Raw genomic sequence first — 18,846 nt, forward strand, 5'->3', positions numbered from 1 at the left:
TCAAAATGTTTAAGAAAGGAAGATATTCAGGATTTTTAAGACCTATTTCATATGTTATAGATTTAGTCATTATCCACACATTTGCGTTTCAATTCTTTACTAAAGATTCTCATTATTTACACTATACGATTTTTGTGTCTTTGGCCTGGATAATACTTTCCTTAAAATCTAATTTTTACGAAATATATCGTTTTACCCATGTTGCAAAAATTATATCGTTAGTGAGCAAACAAAGCATTCTCTATTTTTTAATTGTATTTGCTTTTTTTGGTTTTTATAATGATTTGGATATAAGTCCAATAGCTATAATCAAATATGTTATTTTGGTTATGCTGTTAATAAGCATCATAAAGCTTACCATTTATTTTTTACTTAAAAAATATAGACAATTCTTAGGTGGAAATAATAGAAAGGTAGTTATAATTGGACTTAACCAAAAAACAGAGCAATTACATAAGTTCTTTTTAGACAGACCAGAATTTGGTTATCATTTACAAAAAACTTTTGACCTTAGAGGAACAGGCAATATTGAAATAGAACGATGTTTTGATTATATAATAAAGAATAATATAGATGAAATATATTCCTCCGTTGCCGAGCTGGACAATGACAATTTATTAAAGTTAATTGATTTTGCAGATAATAATTTGAAGATTCTAAAATTTCTTCCGGATAATAAGGAAATATATTCTAAAAAATTAGATTTTGCATATTATGGTGTTTTGCCAATTTTATCTCTGCGCAAAATACCCATGGATGAGCCTTTCAATAAATTTATTAAAAGAAGCTTTGACGTAATTTTATCTCTTATAATTATAGTGGGGGTTTTATCTTGGCTAACACCAATTTTAGGCCTCATTATTAAACTGGAATCTAAAGGCCCTGTTTTTTTTAAACAGAAAAGAAACGGCTTGGACTATAAAGAATTCTTTTGCTATAAGTTTCGTTCCATGAGGCCTAATCCTATTGCAGATCTCTATCAAGTAACAAAAGGAGATGAAAGGATAACAAGAGTAGGTAAAATTATTAGAAAAACCAGTATTGATGAATTGCCACAATTTATCAATGTGCTTAAAGGCGAAATGTCTGTAGTAGGACCAAGACCTCATATGGTGAGCCATACACACATGTATGCAGAACGAATAGACAAATTTATGGTACGGCATTTTGTAAAACCCGGAATTACCGGATTGGCACAAATTAGTGGCTACAGAGGTGAAGTAGAAAATGATAATGACATAATAAACAGAGTAAAATACGATATATTTTATCTGGAAAATTGGTCTTTGTTTTTAGATTTAAAAATTGTTTTCCAAACAATTTATAATGCCCTTAGAGGTGAGGAAAAGGCATATTAAAGAAATTCTAATTTTTTACTGAAGCGCTCAAATTGTTTTTCAAAATTAAATGCTACCATTGCGTTTTTCTGAACATCACCCCTTGAAAATTCTTTTAATTTATCTGTATTTATAGAATCAATAAATCCTTGAAGCTCTTTGAGGTTATTTACAGGCACAACCCATCCCAAATTGTTTTTAAGAACAATCTGTTCTCCTTCCCCCCCGCCATAGTATAAAATGGGTAGACCCAGCCGACTGTATTCAAAAATTTTAGATGGGACCGAACCATAGATTCTTTTAGTAAGTGGAATGAAAGCAATGTCATATTGCAGTAATTCTTCATGTAGTTTTTCACGGGTAATTTCATCGTGAAACAGTATTTGACTGTTATTTAAAGACATGGTAGCGTCCTTTTCAGGACCGGCGCCATAAATATGTATTGTTACGTTTTCCGGAAACTGAATTTGAGAACAAATTTTAAATAACCCCTGAGCTAAACCTAAAAGACCTCCGTATACCAGGGAAATTTTTGATTGAGGCTGTTTTTCAGAAACTACAGGAGCATTAAATCGCGGAAAATTTCTATATAAAAAAGTTTCCTTTCTAATTCCTAATGTTTTTATATGAGTTAAAATTTCTTCAGATTGGCCAGTAATCAATGTGGCTTTTCTATAACAAAAACGTTCTATTTTTTTAAGTACCGAATAGTACACTCCTTTCTTTAACAAACCCATTTCCAGACCCGCCAGAGGCCAAAGGTCAGAAATGTTTAGAATAATTTTTTTTCTGAAGACCCAACTCCAAAAAACAGCCGTAAACCCTACGAATACAGGAGAATACTGGACAAAAACTTTTTTTGGAATTTTTTTAAAAAAGAAAAAAAGCATCAAACTAATGGAAAAGGAAAACATTGAGAGCAATCGTAAGAACTTATTTTGAGAATTACTGGGCCATACCCATAATCTATGTACTGTTAGTTCATTTTCAGTCGATTTAGAGTATAACTTACCTTTATAACTATCAAATATTTTACCTTTTGGATAATTGGGGAAAGGGCATACTACAGCAACCTGATATTTATTTTCGGCCAAAGCAGTTGCCAAAGAAAACATGCGGTTTGCAGCTGCTCCTTTCTCTGGCGGAAAATAATTAGTAATCAATAAGATACTTTTTTTACTCATTTAAAAAAGAGATTACAATTTTGAAATAAACTGTTTTAGTTTTCCACGATTACTTCTATCAAGGACACTTACCCTTTCAAAAATTAGGGTAAGGTTATCTTCTAAATATTGGTACAATGCTTTTTTTATAGCTTCAGCTTCAGTTTTAGTGAGTTCACGCTCAGAAACATAAATAATTTTAAAGGTATCTAAAGCGGTTTGCTCAATAATGAATTCTTTTACATTTCCATCATCTTCAATCACGCTTTTAGTGACATAATAGAAGGTAAGCCCAGGGACGGTTTTCCCTGCGGGAAGCTTTGCAATATCATTTGTTCTCCCGATCAATTGTTTTAAAACAGGTTTTTTCAGTGTGCTTTGGGGGCTTAATACTCCCAGGTCTCCAATATCATATCTAATCATAGGCTGCGCTTTGTTATATAAAGAAGTAATAACAATACGCCCCGGGTTTCCATTTATAACAGGTTGATTATTATCATCCAGGATTTCTACGAAAAGTGTTTCACTGTTTACAACAAATTCACCTTGAGGATTGGTAAATGCAATTAGGTCTAATTCACTTGCACCATATTCATTAATTACAGAGACTCCAAAAGTCGATTCCAATAGTTTTTTATCATTTTCAAAAAGCATTTCGCTGGTGACAATACAATAATTTAAAGTTGGACATACATCTTTTAAGCGAATGCCCTTTTTTAAAAGAAATTTAGCGAAAAGTACAATTGAACTGGTATAACCGTTTATGTAGACAAACTTTTTTCTTTGGAAAACGTGAAGAAATTCCTCCATTTTTTCTTCCGAAAGATTAAAGACAGGAAAACGGTATCGGTTGCTTAATCGATCTTTTAAACGTTCTTTTTGATATCCTTTCATATCGAGAGGAATTCCATAAAACCGTGCTTCCAGTGAACTATTGAAGTCAAGGCCATACCAATTGTATCTATCTATAATTTCTGCCCAGGTCAATGCGTGACAAAACGTATCTTTTGCAAAAATAAAGGGATGGCCACTAGATCCCGATGTTTTGTTTATATATACATTTCTTTTTGAAAAGTCATTGGAAAGCCTTTCTGCCAAAGGTCTTTGCAAGTCGTTTTTTTGCATAACAGGAATTTCGTTCCAATTTGAAAATGAAGTTGCACCAATAAAATCTTGATAAAAAGAATTTTCGCGTCGATGATACTCAAAAATATTCATTCGAAGCTTGTTAATATGATCTTCGTAGTCTTTTTCAGGGATCCTATGAATTTCTTCTAAATGTTTTTTTGCTTCCGCAATCGGAAAACCTTTAAAGCGCAATGTGAGTTCAAATAAATTCAAGCCAAAATATTAGTAGGTCAATTTACAAACAATTATTTTTGATCTCGAATTAAAACCTTTCCAAAAATGAACATTTTAATATTGGGATCTGGCGGTCGTGAACACACCTTTGCTTACAAAATTGCAGAAAGTAATCGTTGTGATACGCTTTTTGTAGCTCCGGGAAATGCCGGGACGGCTTCGATCGCAACAAATATACCTCTTTCGCTTAGTGATTTTGAAGCAATTAGAAATTGCGTGTTAGAAAATGATATTGAAATGGTTGTAGTGGGGCCTGAGGATCCTTTGGTAAACGGAATAGCAAATTATTTTGCCGACACAGCATCTTTAAAAGATGTAATGATTATAGGGCCTTCTAAACGAGGGGCATTATTGGAAGGAAGTAAAGAGCGAGCCAAAGAATTTATGTTAGAGCATAACATCCCTACGGCCGCATATGCCAGTTTTACAAAAGAATCTTTAGAAGCGGGAAAACATTTTTTGGAAAGCTTAAAACCCCCCTATGTTTTAAAAGCGGATGGGTTGGCTGCAGGAAAAGGAGTTTTGATCCTAAATGATCTGTCTGAAGCCAAACAAGAATTAGAAAATATGCTTGCGCATAGCAAATTTGGTGAAGCAAGTTCTACAGTAGTGATCGAAGAATTTCTCGATGGAATTGAATTAAGTGTTTTTGTTTTAACTGATGGCAAAAACTACAAGATCCTTCCAACAGCTAAGGATTATAAGCGAATAGGTGAAAAAGATACAGGCTTAAACACTGGAGGGATGGGAGCCATATCTCCTGTACCTTTTGCAGACTCCCTTTTAATGCAAAAAATTGAAGATCGTATTGTAAAACCAACAGTCGATGGTTTGAAAGAAGAACAAATTGACTATAAGGGCTTCATATTTATTGGTTTAATTAAAGTGAATGATGAACCGTATGTAATAGAATATAATGTACGTATGGGCGATCCGGAGACCGAAGTCGTGTTGCCCAGAATTAAAACAGATATGGTAACTCTGTTTGAAGCTACGTACCAACAAAAACTAGATGAGGTTTCAATTGAAATAGATAAACGCGCAGCGACTACGGTTATGGTTGTTTCGGGAGGATATCCCGAAGCTTATGAAAAAGGGAAGGAGATATCAGGAATTTCAGAAATAGAAGATTCTATTGTTTTTCATGCCGGGACTTCACAAAGAGATGGAAAAATATTCACCAACGGAGGGCGGGTAATGGCGATTACATCTTTAGACATAGATTACAAACAAGCATTAAAAAAATCCTATCTAAACATAGCAAAGCTATCTTTTGACAGGATGTATTATCGTTCCGATATTGGCTTCGACCTACTCTAAGTACGAATGAGAGGTGATACTCTTATCCTCTTCACCACTATCATTGAATTTTTTTAGCTGCCCCATCCAGTAGATAAAAGCTACAAAACCACAAAGAGTCAATAACCAGCTTACAATATTAGACATCCACCAGCTATCCACTCCTAATCGTAATGCATCATAGGGAGCAAATAATATATTTTCACTTAATGTTTGTATTCCTTCAAAAAAACCTTTCCAAGTCATATCTTTATATTTATAACACAAAAGTATAAATTAGATAGCATGCTTACAAGCTTTTTTGGCAAATCTAACCCGGTAAACTTCTTAATCCTTGGTATATTTATTTTCATAGGTTATGTTTTAAGAATTCTTGTAGCCGCTTCAATTGAGTTTTCGGCAATATGGATGTTAAAACATATTTTTTTTATTGCTGTATGTATTTTCTCTATGTTATTAGTTGATTTTATTATTAGAAAGAACGATTTAACAAAGTCCAATACCTTTGGAATACTTTTTTTTAGCTGTTTTTTGGTAATGCTTCCCGTCATTTTTTTTGAAAAAAACATTCTCCTGGCAAATATTTTTTTGTTACTCGCTTTACGCAGAGTTTTAAGTTTGAGATCTGAAAAAAATATTGAAAAGAAAATACTTGATGCCTCTCTCTGGATTACGATAGCTTCTTTCTTTTACTTTTATTGCCTTTTATTTTTTATCATTTTGTTTCTGGCTATTTTAAGGAAAAAGCACACCACATATAAACATTTACTCATTCCTTTTGTAGGCTTTTTTGGCATATTGGTTATTGCAACCGCATATCATTATTTTGTATATAACTCTTTAGGGTGGTTTTTTGAGCTGCAAATGACAATTAGCACTGATTTTTCTGCATATCATTCGGCAGAAATCTTAATTCCTGCGACTATAATCATGACACTTATTGTTTGGACAAGTATATATCGAATTTTTAAGATTTCATCTGTTTCCAAAAAAGACAGGCCCAACTACTTGTTGATGTTAATAATAACTGTAATATCTATTTTTATGGTAGTATCAAGCCCTGAGAAAACAGGAGGAGAACTTTTATTCTTATTGGCTCCTACAGCTATAATTGCTTCTAATTATATTGAGAACATCAAGGAATTTTGGTTTAAAGAATTATTGTTGTTATTGGTTGTATTGCTTCCTATATTCCTTCTGTTCATATGAACCACCATAAATTCTAAAAGAATATGATGTGTTTTAATTCAATTTTCTGAAACACAACAAAACAAAGCTAACAACCATTTGCTGATTACTATTGCAAAATATAATACCTTTGCCCAATGAAAAACAGAGTTCAGAGACTATTCTGAAAGTAATTTTTGCAAAACCAAGAAATTATGTTTAGTGATAAGGCCAATAAAATATTTGTTGAAGTAATTGATAAGTACCACGAAGTAAATACAGTAGATCAGTCTTTTACAAATCCGTACGATAAAAATGATCAGCTCTTGGAACATTTGCTATACCGAAAAAGCTGGATCGATACCGTACAATGGCATTATGAAGATATTATTCGCGACCCAAATATAGAGCCGGTTGCTGCTTTAAAACTGAAACGTCAAATAGATGCTTCCAATCAGGATCGTACAGACATGGTGGAATATATTGACAGCTATTTTTTAGAAAAATACAAAGATGTTACAGTAGGTGAAGATGCAACCATCAACACCGAAAGCCCTGCCTGGGGAGTAGACCGCCTTTCTATTTTGGCGCTAAAAATATATCATATGCATGAAGAAGCGACCCGTACAAATGCTTCTGAGGCACACCGTGCGAATTGCCAGACCAAACTCAATGTATTATTGGAGCAACGTATAGATCTAAGTACCGCTATAGATCAATTACTAAGTGATATAGCTCACGGAAGAAAATACATGAAAGTTTATAAGCAGATGAAAATGTACAACGATGATGAACTAAACCCTGTACTAAGAGGCGAAAAATAGCTATCCTTGGCACCTCCTGTCCACATACTTGTAATCCGCCTGTCTGCTTTGGGAGATGTGGCTATGACAATCCCTGTCCTTAGGGTTGTGGCTCAAACTTATCCAAATGTTAAATTAACAGTCCTTACCCGCCCTTTTTTTAAGCCACTATTTAAGGATATCCCGAACATTTGTTTTTTGGAAGCAGATGTTTACGGGCAGCACAGAGGTCTTGGGCTGGTAAAACTTGCTAAAGAAGCAAAAGGGTTGGGGATTAATGCTGTAGCCGACCTGCATAATGTGATCCGTTCCAAAGTAATAACCAATTACCTAAGACTAAAAGGTGTGAAAATTTCGACCATCGATAAGGGAAGGTCCGAAAAGAAAGCACTTACCAATGCAAAAGGAAAAACCATTCAGCCTTTAAAAAGTACACACCAGCGTTACGCCGAGGTCTTTGAAAGATTAGGCTACCCTATAAAATTAAGTGAGCATCAATTTCCTAAAAGAAAACAATTAAGTCCAAGATTGTTAAGCCTTATTGGAACGCATACAAAAAAGGCAATAGGTATTGCTCCTTTTGCTGCTTTTAAGAGTAAGATGTATCCTATGGAATTTATGAAAGAAGTGATCTCTCAATTAGATATATTGGGAAACTATCGTATTTTCCTTTTTGGAGGAGGAAAGGATGAGATCGAAGTACTTTCAAAAATAGAGTCCTTGCATTCTACAGTTACCAATGTTGCCGGTCAACTCACTTTTGAAGATGAACTTGCCCTTATTTCTAATCTTGATTTAATGCTTTCAATGGATAGTGGAAATGGCCATTTGGCTACTATGTTTGGGATTCCTGTAATTACAATTTGGGGAGTTACTCACCCTTATGCAGGTTTTGTGCCTTTTGGACAACCGGAGAAAAATCAATTAACAGCAGACCGAAATAAATACCCCTTAATCCCCACTTCCATCTATGGAAATAAATATCCCGAAGGATATGAAAAGGTTATGGATACGATCTCACCGGACACAATTATTAGGAAAATTGTAGAAACCATTTAATTAAACATCATCGTAATCTACAACCAAAGTTGGAGTAGTAGGATGTGCCTGGCAGGTTAAAATTAAACCTTCGGCTATTTCGCTATCGGTTAAGATCTGATTTTTTTTCATCTCGGCTCTTCCCTCTGTAATACGAGCAATACAGGTACTGCAAATACCTCCCTGACAAGAATAAGGAGCATCAATCTTTTGTTCCAGAACAGCCTCCAGAACCGATTTGTTTTGAGGCATTGAAAATGTTTCGGTTTCGTCATCAACAGTTACAGTAAGTTGCGTATCTCCATCATGAGGTTCTGCCAGAGAACCTTCCTCGGTAGTGGTAAAAAGTTCGAAATGAATTTGCTTTTCGCTAATTCCACTTTCTTGTAACACAGAGGAGACTTCATTGATCATAGGTTCCGGCCCACAGAGATAAAAGGCATCAAATGAACGGTCTTTAAATTTGTTCTTGATAATATAATTTACAGTAGACCTTTCTATTCTTCCAAACATAGCCTTGTCTTCCTGTTTACGACTAAAGATGAATTCAATATACAATCGGTCCGGATATTTTTCCTGCAAGGCTAATAATTCTGAATAGAACATAGTTTCGCCTACAGTTTGGTTTCCATACACTAAAACGAAGCTAGTATCAGGAGCAGCTTCCATAGCAGTTTGTATAATAGACAAAACAGGGGTAATCCCACTACCGGCAACAAAAGCCATATAGTTTTTTATAGGACCAGGTCGAGATTCTAAAACAAACTTACCTTCCGGAATCATAACGTCCAATGTGTCACCAGCTTTTAATAAGGTATTTGCATATATAGAAAATGTACCATCCTTTACTTTTTTAACCCCTACCTTCAATGATCCACTATTTGGAGAACAACAGATAGAATAGGCTCTGCGGATCTCTTTTCCGTTTAAGGAATGCTTAATAGTGATGTACTGCCCTGCCTTAAAGTGAAATTTTTCTTTTAATGCTGAAGGAACTTCAAAAACAATAGAAACTGCATTTGGAGTCTCTTTTTTTACTTCAGAAATAGTAAGCGTGTGGAATTCGCTCATAGACTAAAAATTTTCCGCAAATGTAGTGAAATGAACGCTAATTAAAGACCAAAAAGCCGGGCTAGTTGATGATCTGTAAGTTCTATCTTATTTTTTTAATAAATAACTCAAAAAACAGTTGAAACGCCTTTTTTTAAACGTTTAACAGGTGAGATATTAAAAAGAAACGTATTTTTACGGTTCCGTTGAGTTTTTACATACTAAAAGTAAAGCTTTTAAGTTACAGTATCATATAAACTGAAAGTATTTTGAAAGGCATATATAAAATTACCATTTTTTTACTGGCTGTTTTAGTTCTGGCAGCTTGTTCCAGAAAGAAAAACACATTTATGAGCCGCAATTTTCATGCGGTAACTGCAGAGTATAATACACTCTATAACGGAGGGTTGGCCTTTGAAAAAGGGAAAGAAGAATTAGCCCTTAACTATCGCGATAATTTTTGGGAAATTCTTCCTGTGGAGCGGATAGAATTTGTCGAAAAAATTTCTTTACCTGGCGAGTCTGATAATCCGGATTTTAACAGAGCCGAAGAAAAGTCTGCAAAGGCAATTCAAAAACATTCCATTTACATTGACGGTAAAGAGTACAATCCACAAATTGACGAAGCATATATGTTGCTTGGAAAATCACGATACTACGATCTACGTTTTGTGCCTGCACTCGATGCATTTAATTTTATCCTAAACAAATATCCAACAAGCAACAACATTAATCGTGCAAAAGTTTGGAAGGCAAAAACCAATATTCGATTAAAGAATGAGGACATTGCATTAGAGAATCTTCAAAAAATGTTTGAAGAAACAGAACTTGATGACGAAGAATTAGCAGATGGAGCTGCAATTATGGCTCAGGCTTATATTAATTTGGATTCTATCCAAGAAGCAGTTCCTTATATTAAAATGGCTTCGGAATACATAAAAGATAACGAATTAAAAGGGCGTTATGCGTATATAAAAGGGCAGTTGTACAATCGTTTAGATCAGAAAGACAGTGCAAATATGGCCTTTGATGAGGTAATCGAGCTCAACAGAAAATCACCTCGCATCTACATGATTAATGCATATATAGCAAAAGCCAAAAACTTTAATTATGATAAAGAAGACCGTATTGCTTTATTGGAATTACTTCAGGATTTAGAAGAAGATCGTGAGAACAGACCATTTTTAGACAGAATATATAACCAAATGGGAGAGTACTATCGAAGTACTCAAAATATTGATACTGCAGTTATCTATTATAACAAATCCATTCAAACCTTCAGAGAAGATAGAATATTACAGGCTGTGAATTACCAAACACTTGCCGAAATAAATTTTGATGATGCCAAATATAAAACTGCGGGAAGTTATTATGACAGTACGCTTACTTTCCTGGAAGCGAATACACGCCTTTGGCGTCGTGTAAAAAAGAAGCGTGAAAATTTAGATGACGTTATTAAATACGAAGATATTGCCACTACAAATGATAGCATACTTCAGCTTGCAAATATGACTGAAGCACAGCAATTGGCATATTTTACGGAATATACGACCCGGCTAAAAGAAAAAGCAATTGAAGATTCCATAGCAAGTGTGAAATTGGAAAAAAGTATTGCTAATCAGGAATTTTACAAGAAACAAGGAAAGAAAGAAGAAGAAGGAAAAGGAGGCTCATTTTATTTTTATAATACAGCTACTGTAGCTTACGGAAAACAAGAATTTAGAAAAGTTTGGGGAGATAGAAAGCTGGAGGATAACTGGAGGCTTTCAAGCAAACAGTCTACCGGAATTAATGATGACGAAGTAGCCATTGTTGAAGCAGAACCTATTTCTGAAAGCGAATTATACAAACCGGAAACCTATATTTCCAGAATTCCAACAGACCAAAAAGCAATAGATAGTATCGCCAAAGACCGAAACTTCGCGTATTATCAGCTAGGGCTTATATACAAAGAAAAATTTAAGGAATATGGATTAGCGTCAGACCGATTAGAGAAATTACTAACCTTTAATCCCGAAGAAAGGTTAATCCTGCCTTCAAAATATAATTTATATAAAATATACACTCAGGTAGAACGAACAGCACTTGCTGATAAATACAAAAATGATATCATCAACAACTATCCGGAGTCACGCTATGCTGAAATTTTGCGAAATCCAAATTCACAACTAGCAACAGATGAGTCCAGCCCGGAATTTAAATACAAAGCCCTTTATAAAGAGTTTGAGGCAGGGAACTATCAAAATGTTATAACGACAAGCGATGAATATATTTCCCTTTATAATGGAAATGATATTGTTCCTAAACTTGAAATGCTAAAAGCTACAGCATTAGGACGGAAGGATGGTTTTGAAGCCTATAAAAAAGCACTTAATTATGTGTCACTTAACTATCCAAATTCTGAAGAAGGAAAGCAGGCACAAACAATATATAATACGGTTTTACCAAAACTGGCTGTCAAAAAGTTCGTGTCGGATGATGAAGAGAACAAGTGGAAAATAGTGTATACTTTTAATAGTAATGACAGAGAATCTGCAGATGCCCTTAAAGAAAAACTAGACCTTGCCATTCAAGAATACAGATATATAAAAATGAATGCCTCGGTAGATTATTATGATCCGGATACTATTTTTGTAATTGTTCACGGATTGAATACAAAATTAGGAGGCCGTGGTTTTGGCCAAGTATTGAAAGAAAATAAAAAGTATAAAATTACAGATCCATATTTCGAAATTTCAACACCTAATTATAAGATCATTCAGATTCATAAAAATCTTGAAGACTATCTGAACCGCAGTTCAGAAGAAGAAAAAAATAGTAATCCCCAAAAATAACGACTATGTTTTCAGATAAAAAAGATAAGAATATGACAGAACCAACCACAGGACAAAATCGTATTAATGAAGGAACCAAATTAAAAGGAGATATTAATTCTCAAGGTTTTTTTAGAATTGACGGAACTATAGAAGGTAATGTAAGTACGCCATCTAAAGTAGTATTAGGTAAATCAGGTTTTATCAACGGAACTTTAACTTGCGAAAACGCAGATATTGAAGGAAAATTTGAAGGAGACCTAAATGTTTCAGGAACACTTACTTTAAAAGCCACAGCACATATAGAAGGACAAGTAGTTGTTGGGAAACTTGCTGTAGAGCCTGGTGCAACTTTTAATGCAACCTGTGCCATGAAGGGCTCTGGAAAAGAAAAAGCAGCGATAGCGTCATCACAAACCAAAGATACGGAGAGTTTAAAGACTCAAAATCATCCTTTTGACAGATCACAAAGAATCCAAAAAACCAAAACGGAACAGCAGAATTAATAATTATGCCCGATTCACGGGAATAGCTTTTCAAATGATTGCCATTATTGGGCTTGGGAGCTATGGGGGTGTAAAGCTGGATGAGGCTTACCCTAATGATTATTCAATTTATACAATTATCTGCAGTTTAGCTTCTGTAGCAATTGCTATGTATTTTGTGATAAAACAAGTGACCGACTTTTCAAATAAAAATAAATGAATAAAGACCTGTTTAATTTCTTTTTGAAACTGGTAGCTTTTACAGGATTGTTATTTGCAATTCACTATTATATTTTTTTTACTTTCTTTTCTGAAATAAAGCTATATTTCCCACTTTGGACCATTTATACATTCAATGCAATTCTGGTTTTTATTGTTTATGCAATTGTAAATTATCAATTTTTAAAAGGAAACAAAAAAACCTACAACCTGTTTCTTATTTCAACACTTGTAAAAATGATATTGGCAATTGTATTCTTATTGCCGTTATTCTTCGGTAAATCAACGAATTCTAAAGTAGAAGTCATTAATTTTTTCATTCCTTATTTTTTGTTTTTAGCATTCGAAATCTTCTCCCTAAGTAATTTTTTTAAAAACCAGGAAACAAAGTAATTTTTGGTTTGTCAATTCATTTACTATTAGTACATTTGCACCAAATTTCAGGAACGCAAAAACACTGTATTGAAAACAACAAAATTCAACGTCATCAAGAGCCTCGTATTAGGGGCGTTTTTTGTCCTAGTATCAACCTCTACTTTTGCGGCTTCACCCTCCAAAGAATCCGATGAAGAATTTAATGTAACAGATATGATCATGCATCATATTAAAGATGCGCATGATTTTCATATTATGGATTGGGATGGCCATGCTATTTCTATTCCTCTGCCCGTAATTCTTTGGACCGATAACGGACTGGTTACCTTTATGTCCAGCGAGTTTCACCACGATAATACCGGAAGTGTGATTGTTGAGAAGAACGGACAGAGATTTGTAAAGTACCACGAAGAAATTTATTATGCTGCAGAAGGAGTAAATGAAAACGGAACTTATCTTACTATTGCGGCAGATGGACATCCTGAAAATGCACATCCACTTGATTTTTCTATTACCAAGCTGGTGTTTTCGATGTTCCTTTCCATGGTACTATTGTTATTGATCTTTGGACTTTCAGCGCGAAAATATGATGCTAACGGAGTGCCTAAAGGGCTTGCTAAATTTACAGAACCATTAGTAGTTTTTATTAGAGATGAGGTAGCCAGACCTAATATAGGAGAGAAACACTATAAAAGATTTTTACCGTTTTTACTTACGTTGTTCTTCTTTATTTGGATCAATAACGTTATGGGATTGATTCCTTTCTTTCCATTTAGTGCAAACCTAAGTGGTAACATTGCATTTACTTTAGTACTTGCGATTATTACATTTGTAATTACCACTCTTGTAGCAAACAAAGATTACTGGAAACATATTTTTTGGATGCCGGGGCTACCTGTACCAATGAAGATATTTTTGGCCCCAATTGAGTTTATGGGGATATTTATAAAACCAATCTCGTTGATGATTCGTTTGTTTGCAAACATTACCGCGGGACATATTATAATACTTAGTTTGATCTCCTTAATATTTATTGCTGAAAGCGTATGGGTCTCACCGGCCTCTATTTTCTTTTCGGTATTTATTAGTGTGATCGAAGTATTGGTAGTTGCAATACAGGCATATATATTTACTTTATTGTCTGCCTTATATATAGGGTCTGCAATGGAGGAACATGAACACGAACATTAATTAATTTTTTAATATTTAAACACTATGAGTTTAGCATTATTACAGGAAGCAGCAGCAACCGTAGATTACGGAGCGTTTGCAGCAATTGGAGCAGGACTTGCAGCTATTGGTGCCGGAATAGGTATTGGTAGAATTGGTGGATCAGCAATGGACGCTATTGCACGTCAACCAGAAATGCAAGGAAAAATTCAAGCATCTGCAATCGTTATACTTGCCTTCGTTGAGGCGGTAGCACTTTTCGCGGTGGTTGTATCCCTTATCAAGTAAAAAAGAACGGCACAACGGTTGGTTGTGCCGCCTTTTTTGGTTTTAAATACTAAAGAATATAAAAATATATAGAAATGGATTTAGTTACTCCAGATGTAGGATTATTATTTTGGACGTTTATATCGTTTGCCATCTTGTTCTTTCTTTTGAGAAAATTTGCTTGGAAACCAATTGTAGGTACTGTAAGCGATAGGGAGCAATCTATTAAAGATGCATTGGCATCTGCTGAAGCTGCTAAGAAAGAAATGGAAAATCTTACAGCAGATAATGAACGTATTTTAAAAGAAGCACGTGCAGAGAGAGAAGTAATGATGAAAGAAGCGCGAGAGCTTAAAGCTAAGATGATTGCTGATGCAAAAGATGAAGCAAAATTAGCAGCTGATAAGATGATTACAAATGCACAGGCAGCTATCGAGACCGAAAAGAAATCTGCTGTTGCCGAATTGAAAAATCAAGTGGCTGCACTGTCTGTAGAAATTGCAGAAAAGGTTGTGAAGACTGAACTTTCAGACAAAGACAAGCAATTGAAGCTAGTAGAAGATATGTTGGGTGATGCCACATTAAACTAATTATAAAATGAGCGGAAGCAAAGCAGGGATACGATACGCAAAAGCGGTTTTACAACAAGCCAGTGAAGCTAATGTAACAAACATTGTATTTGATGATATGCAGTCTGTGTATACCACATTATCAAATAGTAAGGAATTACGAGCCGTACTTAAAAGTCCGGTAATAAAACCTGAAGACAAAAAAGAGGCATTACTTAAAATTTTTGCAGATCAATCTGAAAATACAAAATCACTAATTAAAGTATTGACAGACAATGGTCGTATCGCCTCTTTAAGTTCTGTAGCAGAAAGTTACATTGATTTGTACAACGAATCAAAAGGTGTTAAAGTAGCAAAAGTTATTACAGCGGTACCTCTTTCTGAAGCATTAGAACAGCAAGTACTGGCAAAAGTAAAAGAATTGACAGGTAGTAGCAGTGTAACTATAGAAAATGAAATAGATACAACAATCATAGGAGGATTTATTCTTCGTGTTGGCGATTTACAATACAATGCTAGTATTGCTAATCAATTAGGAAATTTAAAAAGAGAATTTAGTAAAAGTTTATAACGTGTGGCCCAAAGTTTTAACATAGGGCTATCAAATATAATTAAACAAAATGGCAGAAGTTAAACCAGCTGAAGTATCAGCAATATTGAAACAACAACTTTCAGGTTTTGAAGCAACTGCTTCATTAGACGAAGTAGGGACTGTATTAACTGTAGGTGATGGTATTGCCCGAATTTACGGCCTTGCTAATGCACAATATGGAGAATTAGTAGAATTCGAAAATGGACTTGAAGGAATCGTATTAAACCTTGAAGAAGACAATGTAGGTGTAGTATTGTTAGGGCCTTCAAAAGAAATTAAAGAAGGAGCTACTGTAAAACGAACACAGCGAATAGCCTCTCTTAATGTAGGTGAAGGCATTGTAGGACGTGTTGTAAATACATTGGGCCAACCTATCGATGGAAAAGGACCAATAAGTGGTGAAACTTATGAAATGCCATTAGAGCGAAAAGCACCCGGAGTAATTTACCGTGAGCCTGTAACCGAGCCATTACAAACAGGGATAAAATCAATTGATGCGATGATTCCGGTAGGTAGAGGACAGCGTGAGCTGGTAATTGGCGACCGTCAAACAGGTAAAACAACTGTTTGTATCGACACTATTTTGAATCAAAAAGAGTTTTATGATGCTGGTGAACCGGTTTATTGTATTTATGTTGCAGTAGGTCAAAAAGCATCTACAGTTGCTAATATTGCTAAAGTATTGGAAGAAAAAGGAGCATTAGCCTACACAACTATTGTAGCTGCAAATGCAAGTGACCCGGCTCCTATGCAAGTATATGCTCCATTCGCAGGGGCTGCAATTGGAGAGTATTTTAGAGATACGGGACGTCCGGCTTTGATTATCTATGATGATTTATCAAAACAAGCAGTAGCATATCGTGAGGTATCGCTATTATTACGTCGTCCACCGGGACGTGAAGCATATCCTGGAGATGTTTTCTATTTGCACTCCAGATTATTGGAACGTTCTGCAAAAGTAATTGCAGATGATGATATTGCAAAAGAGATGAATGACCTTCCTGAAGCTTTAAAAAGTAAGGTAAAAGGAGGTGGTTCTTTAACAGCACTTCCAATTATTGAAACACAGGCGGGTGACGTTTCTGCATATATTCCAACAAACGTAATCTCGATTACAGATGGACAGATTTTCTTGGAATCTGATCTATTTAACGCGGGTGTTCGTCCTGCTATTAACGTAGGTATTTCGGTATCTCGTGTGGGAGGTAATGCACAGATCAAATCGATGAAGAAAGTAGCAGGTACCTTGAAGCTGGATCAGGCACAGTTCCGTGAATTGGAAGCCTTTGCAAAATTTGGATCTGATCTGGATGCAGCAACTTTAAATGTAATTGAAAAAGGAAAACGTAACGTGGAGATTTTAAAGCAAGCACAAAACGATCCATTTACAGTTGAAGACCAGATTGCTATTATTTATGCGGGATCTAAAAATCTATTGCGTGATGTCCCTGTTGAGAAAGTAAAAGAATTTGAAAGAGATTTCCTGGAAATGATGAATGCAAAGCACAGAGATACATTAGATATATTAAAAGCAGGGAAGTTGACAGATGATGCTATTGATGTTGTAACAAATGTAGCTGCAGATCTTTCAGCGAAGTACAAAGCATAATTCTAAACCGGAAGAATGGCAAACTTAAAAGAAATACGTAATAGAATTGCTACGGTAGGATCAACGATGCAGATTACCAGTGCCATGAAAATGGTTTCTGCTGCAAAGTTGAAAAAGGCACAAGATGCTATTACAGCAATGCGTCCTTATTCTGAAAAGTTGACTGAGTTATTACAAAACCTTAGTGCATCTTTGGACAGTGATACAGGTAGTAAATATTCAGACCAGCGTGAAGTTAATAAAGTGTTGGTTGTGGCTATTACATCGAATCGAGGTTTGGCAGGTGCCTTTAATAGTAATATTATTAAAGAAGCTAAAATTTTGGCCAGCGAAGTCTATGCAGGAAAACAGCTAGACTTTTTGACCTTAGGTAAAAAAGGGAATGATATCTTAAAAAAGACCGAAACAGTAATTGAAAACAATAACGCTATTTTCGATGACTTGTCTTTTGAAAGTACTGCTGAGATTGCCGAAAAGTTGATGAACCTGTTTTCCAAAGGAGAATACGATAAAATTGTATTGGTATATAACAATTTTAAAAATGCGGCAACGCAAATTGTGATGACGGAACAATTTTTACCAATTCTTCCCCCAAAAGCCTCTGAAACAAAAGCGACAGCAGACTATATCTTTGAACCTTCAAAGGTGGAAATTATTGAAGGACTAATTCCGAAAAGCTTAAAAACACAATTATTTAAGGCACTACGAGATAGTGTTGCAAGTGAGCATGGAGCTCGTATGACAGCAATGCATAAAGCAACCGATAATGCAACCGAATTACGTGACGCATTAAAACTAAAATATAACAAAGCCCGTCAGGCTGCTATTACCAATGAGATTTTAGAGATCGTTGGTGGTGCAGAAGCATTGGCAGGATAATTTATAAGACCTACTTTGTGCTAAAAAGCCTTCTGAACAAGACAGAAGGCTTTTTTGTATATTTGCGGCAAGGATTTTGAAGTGACCTAAAAAAATAAAAAAATGAAACAATTAAAATATGTAATTGGACTTATTGGGATATCATTTGTGCTTTTCAGCTTTTCAAACTGCGGAGGTTCAAAAATGGATACTTCAAAATATAGCTTAACACAAACGCCTCCTTTTTCTTTAGGCGAAGTATATTACCAAGACTGGGCTTCAGGAATTGAAGCTGGAGGTAGAGGAACCAATGTTCACATTTCTTTTAAAAACTTTACAGAAGATATTGTAGTACAAGATATTTACTTCAGAAAGAAAATAGCACAAGCTCAAAAATCTCCACAAAAAGGAAATCAATATGTCGGCTATTATAAAAATGACCCGGACCGGGATGTTATTATGGATAGCGATCCTAAAAAAGAAGCTCAGAACATTCCACCTAAAGCTTTTCCATTTGACCTAAAAGACAATGATGCTGTAGTTAGTTATTTACATAATGGAGAAACAAAGTATTATAAGATCTCAGGTATGGAGAAAAGAGATATGATAGCCTATCCTCAAACTAAACCAGATAACGGGAATTAATATTTGAGTATTGCACATAAGAAAT

General features: G+C 35.0%; 20 protein-coding genes. 16 read left to right on the forward strand and 4 right to left on the reverse strand.

Annotated features, from left to right (window positions below; all coding sequences use genetic code 11):
• The first annotated feature begins 5 nt into the window (after positions 1 to 5).
• Positions 6 to 1,358: an exopolysaccharide biosynthesis polyprenyl glycosylphosphotransferase gene (locus ACY2RT_RS06185; RefSeq protein ID WP_490155029.1), complete on the forward strand. Its 1,353-nt coding sequence runs from the start codon at positions 6 to 8 to the stop codon at positions 1,356 to 1,358.
• Here the strand turns inward: ACY2RT_RS06185 and ACY2RT_RS06190 are convergent.
• Together ACY2RT_RS06190 and ACY2RT_RS06195 are read right to left on the reverse strand one after the other, a co-directional pair.
• Complete coding sequence (locus ACY2RT_RS06190) at positions 1,355 to 2,521, reverse strand: glycosyltransferase family 4 protein (protein ID WP_490155030.1); 1,167 nt, start codon at positions 2,519 to 2,521, stop codon at positions 1,355 to 1,357. The two genes, ACY2RT_RS06185 and ACY2RT_RS06190, sit on opposite strands and share 4 nt — an antisense overlap.
• A 12-nt stretch (positions 2,522 to 2,533) precedes the next feature.
• The gene (locus ACY2RT_RS06195; RefSeq protein ID WP_490155031.1) at positions 2,534 to 3,841 is read right to left on the reverse strand and encodes a phenylacetate--CoA ligase family protein; all 1,308 of its coding nucleotides are present in this window, start codon (positions 3,839 to 3,841) and stop codon (positions 2,534 to 2,536) included.
• A 66-nt stretch (positions 3,842 to 3,907) separates the two neighbouring features.
• On the opposite strand from ACY2RT_RS06195, the gene purD reads away from it, so the two are divergent.
• Complete coding sequence (gene purD, locus ACY2RT_RS06200; RefSeq protein ID WP_490155032.1) at positions 3,908 to 5,182, forward strand: phosphoribosylamine--glycine ligase; 1,275 nt, start codon at positions 3,908 to 3,910, stop codon at positions 5,180 to 5,182.
• Here purD and ACY2RT_RS06205 read toward each other — a convergent pair.
• Positions 5,174 to 5,407, reverse strand: a complete 234-nt coding sequence (locus ACY2RT_RS06205; RefSeq protein WP_490155033.1) for a DUF6341 family protein — start codon at positions 5,405 to 5,407, stop codon at positions 5,174 to 5,176. The two genes, purD and ACY2RT_RS06205, sit on opposite strands and share 9 nt — an antisense overlap.
• A gap of 39 nt (positions 5,408 to 5,446) precedes the next feature.
• Between ACY2RT_RS06205 and ACY2RT_RS06210 the strand changes: the two genes are divergently transcribed.
• From ACY2RT_RS06210 to ACY2RT_RS06220, 3 genes are all read left to right on the forward strand, one after another.
• A complete protein-coding gene (locus ACY2RT_RS06210; protein WP_490155034.1) occupies positions 5,447 to 6,370 on the forward strand; it encodes a DUF6427 family protein in 924 nt (307 codons plus the stop codon).
• A 173-nt stretch (positions 6,371 to 6,543) separates the two neighbouring features.
• Positions 6,544 to 7,152, forward strand: a complete 609-nt coding sequence (locus ACY2RT_RS06215; protein WP_490155035.1) for a DUF4254 domain-containing protein — start codon at positions 6,544 to 6,546, stop codon at positions 7,150 to 7,152.
• A 6-nt stretch (positions 7,153 to 7,158) separates the two neighbouring features.
• The gene (locus ACY2RT_RS06220; RefSeq protein WP_490155036.1) at positions 7,159 to 8,190 is read left to right on the forward strand and encodes a glycosyltransferase family 9 protein; all 1,032 of its coding nucleotides are present in this window, start codon (positions 7,159 to 7,161) and stop codon (positions 8,188 to 8,190) included.
• Here ACY2RT_RS06220 and ACY2RT_RS06225 read toward each other — a convergent pair whose 3' ends face one another.
• Positions 8,191 to 9,240, reverse strand: a complete 1,050-nt coding sequence (locus tag ACY2RT_RS06225; protein ID WP_490155037.1) for a 2Fe-2S iron-sulfur cluster-binding protein — start codon at positions 9,238 to 9,240, stop codon at positions 8,191 to 8,193. It lies immediately after the preceding gene.
• 248 nt (positions 9,241 to 9,488) lie between these two features.
• Here ACY2RT_RS06225 and porW point away from each other — a divergent pair, with 248 nt between their 5' ends.
• The 11 genes from porW to ACY2RT_RS06280 all read left to right on the forward strand — a co-directional run bounded on the left by porW (position 9,489) and on the right by ACY2RT_RS06280 (position 18,821).
• Positions 9,489 to 12,053 carry a type IX secretion system periplasmic lipoprotein PorW/SprE gene (porW, locus tag ACY2RT_RS06230; RefSeq protein WP_490155038.1) on the forward strand — a complete coding sequence of 855 codons (2,565 nt, stop codon included), beginning with the start codon at positions 9,489 to 9,491 and terminating at the stop codon, positions 12,051 to 12,053.
• Between the two features lie 5 nt (positions 12,054 to 12,058).
• Positions 12,059 to 12,538, forward strand: coding sequence for a bactofilin family protein (locus ACY2RT_RS06235; protein WP_490155039.1), 480 nt, complete (start codon positions 12,059 to 12,061; stop codon positions 12,536 to 12,538).
• The gene (locus tag ACY2RT_RS06240) at positions 12,489 to 12,737 is read left to right on the forward strand and encodes an AtpZ/AtpI family protein (RefSeq protein WP_490155040.1); all 249 of its coding nucleotides are present in this window, start codon (positions 12,489 to 12,491) and stop codon (positions 12,735 to 12,737) included. The genes ACY2RT_RS06235 and ACY2RT_RS06240 overlap by 50 nt, the downstream gene beginning before the upstream one ends.
• Positions 12,734 to 13,129, forward strand: a complete 396-nt coding sequence (locus tag ACY2RT_RS06245) for a hypothetical protein (protein ID WP_490155041.1) — start codon at positions 12,734 to 12,736, stop codon at positions 13,127 to 13,129. Before ACY2RT_RS06240 ends, ACY2RT_RS06245 begins: the two co-directional genes overlap by 4 nt.
• Positions 13,130 to 13,198: 69 nt before the next feature.
• Positions 13,199 to 14,302: a F0F1 ATP synthase subunit A gene (gene atpB / locus ACY2RT_RS06250; RefSeq protein ID WP_490155042.1), complete on the forward strand. Its 1,104-nt coding sequence runs from the start codon at positions 13,199 to 13,201 to the stop codon at positions 14,300 to 14,302.
• Between the two features lie 24 nt (positions 14,303 to 14,326).
• The gene (gene atpE, locus ACY2RT_RS06255; RefSeq protein ID WP_490155043.1) at positions 14,327 to 14,569 is read left to right on the forward strand and encodes an ATP synthase F0 subunit C; all 243 of its coding nucleotides are present in this window, start codon (positions 14,327 to 14,329) and stop codon (positions 14,567 to 14,569) included.
• 74 nt (positions 14,570 to 14,643) lie between these two features.
• Entirely contained in the window at positions 14,644 to 15,138 is a 495-nt protein-coding gene (locus tag ACY2RT_RS06260) for a F0F1 ATP synthase subunit B (protein WP_490155044.1), read from the forward strand.
• A 7-nt stretch (positions 15,139 to 15,145) separates the two neighbouring features.
• A complete protein-coding gene (gene atpH, locus ACY2RT_RS06265) occupies positions 15,146 to 15,688 on the forward strand; it encodes an ATP synthase F1 subunit delta (RefSeq protein WP_490155045.1) in 543 nt (180 codons plus the stop codon).
• Positions 15,689 to 15,737: 49 nt separating this feature from the next.
• Entirely contained in the window at positions 15,738 to 17,318 is a 1,581-nt protein-coding gene (gene atpA / locus ACY2RT_RS06270; protein WP_490155046.1) for a F0F1 ATP synthase subunit alpha, read from the forward strand.
• Positions 17,319 to 17,333: 15 nt separating this feature from the next.
• Positions 17,334 to 18,197 carry an ATP synthase F1 subunit gamma gene (gene atpG / locus ACY2RT_RS06275; protein WP_490155047.1) on the forward strand — a complete coding sequence of 288 codons (864 nt, stop codon included), beginning with the start codon at positions 17,334 to 17,336 and terminating at the stop codon, positions 18,195 to 18,197.
• Positions 18,198 to 18,299: 102 nt separating this feature from the next.
• Positions 18,300 to 18,821, forward strand: a complete 522-nt coding sequence (locus ACY2RT_RS06280) for a hypothetical protein (RefSeq protein WP_490155048.1) — start codon at positions 18,300 to 18,302, stop codon at positions 18,819 to 18,821.
• Positions 18,822 to 18,846: the final 25 nt, after the last annotated feature.

The organism is Ulvibacter sp. 2210JD10-4, assembly GCF_058148525.1.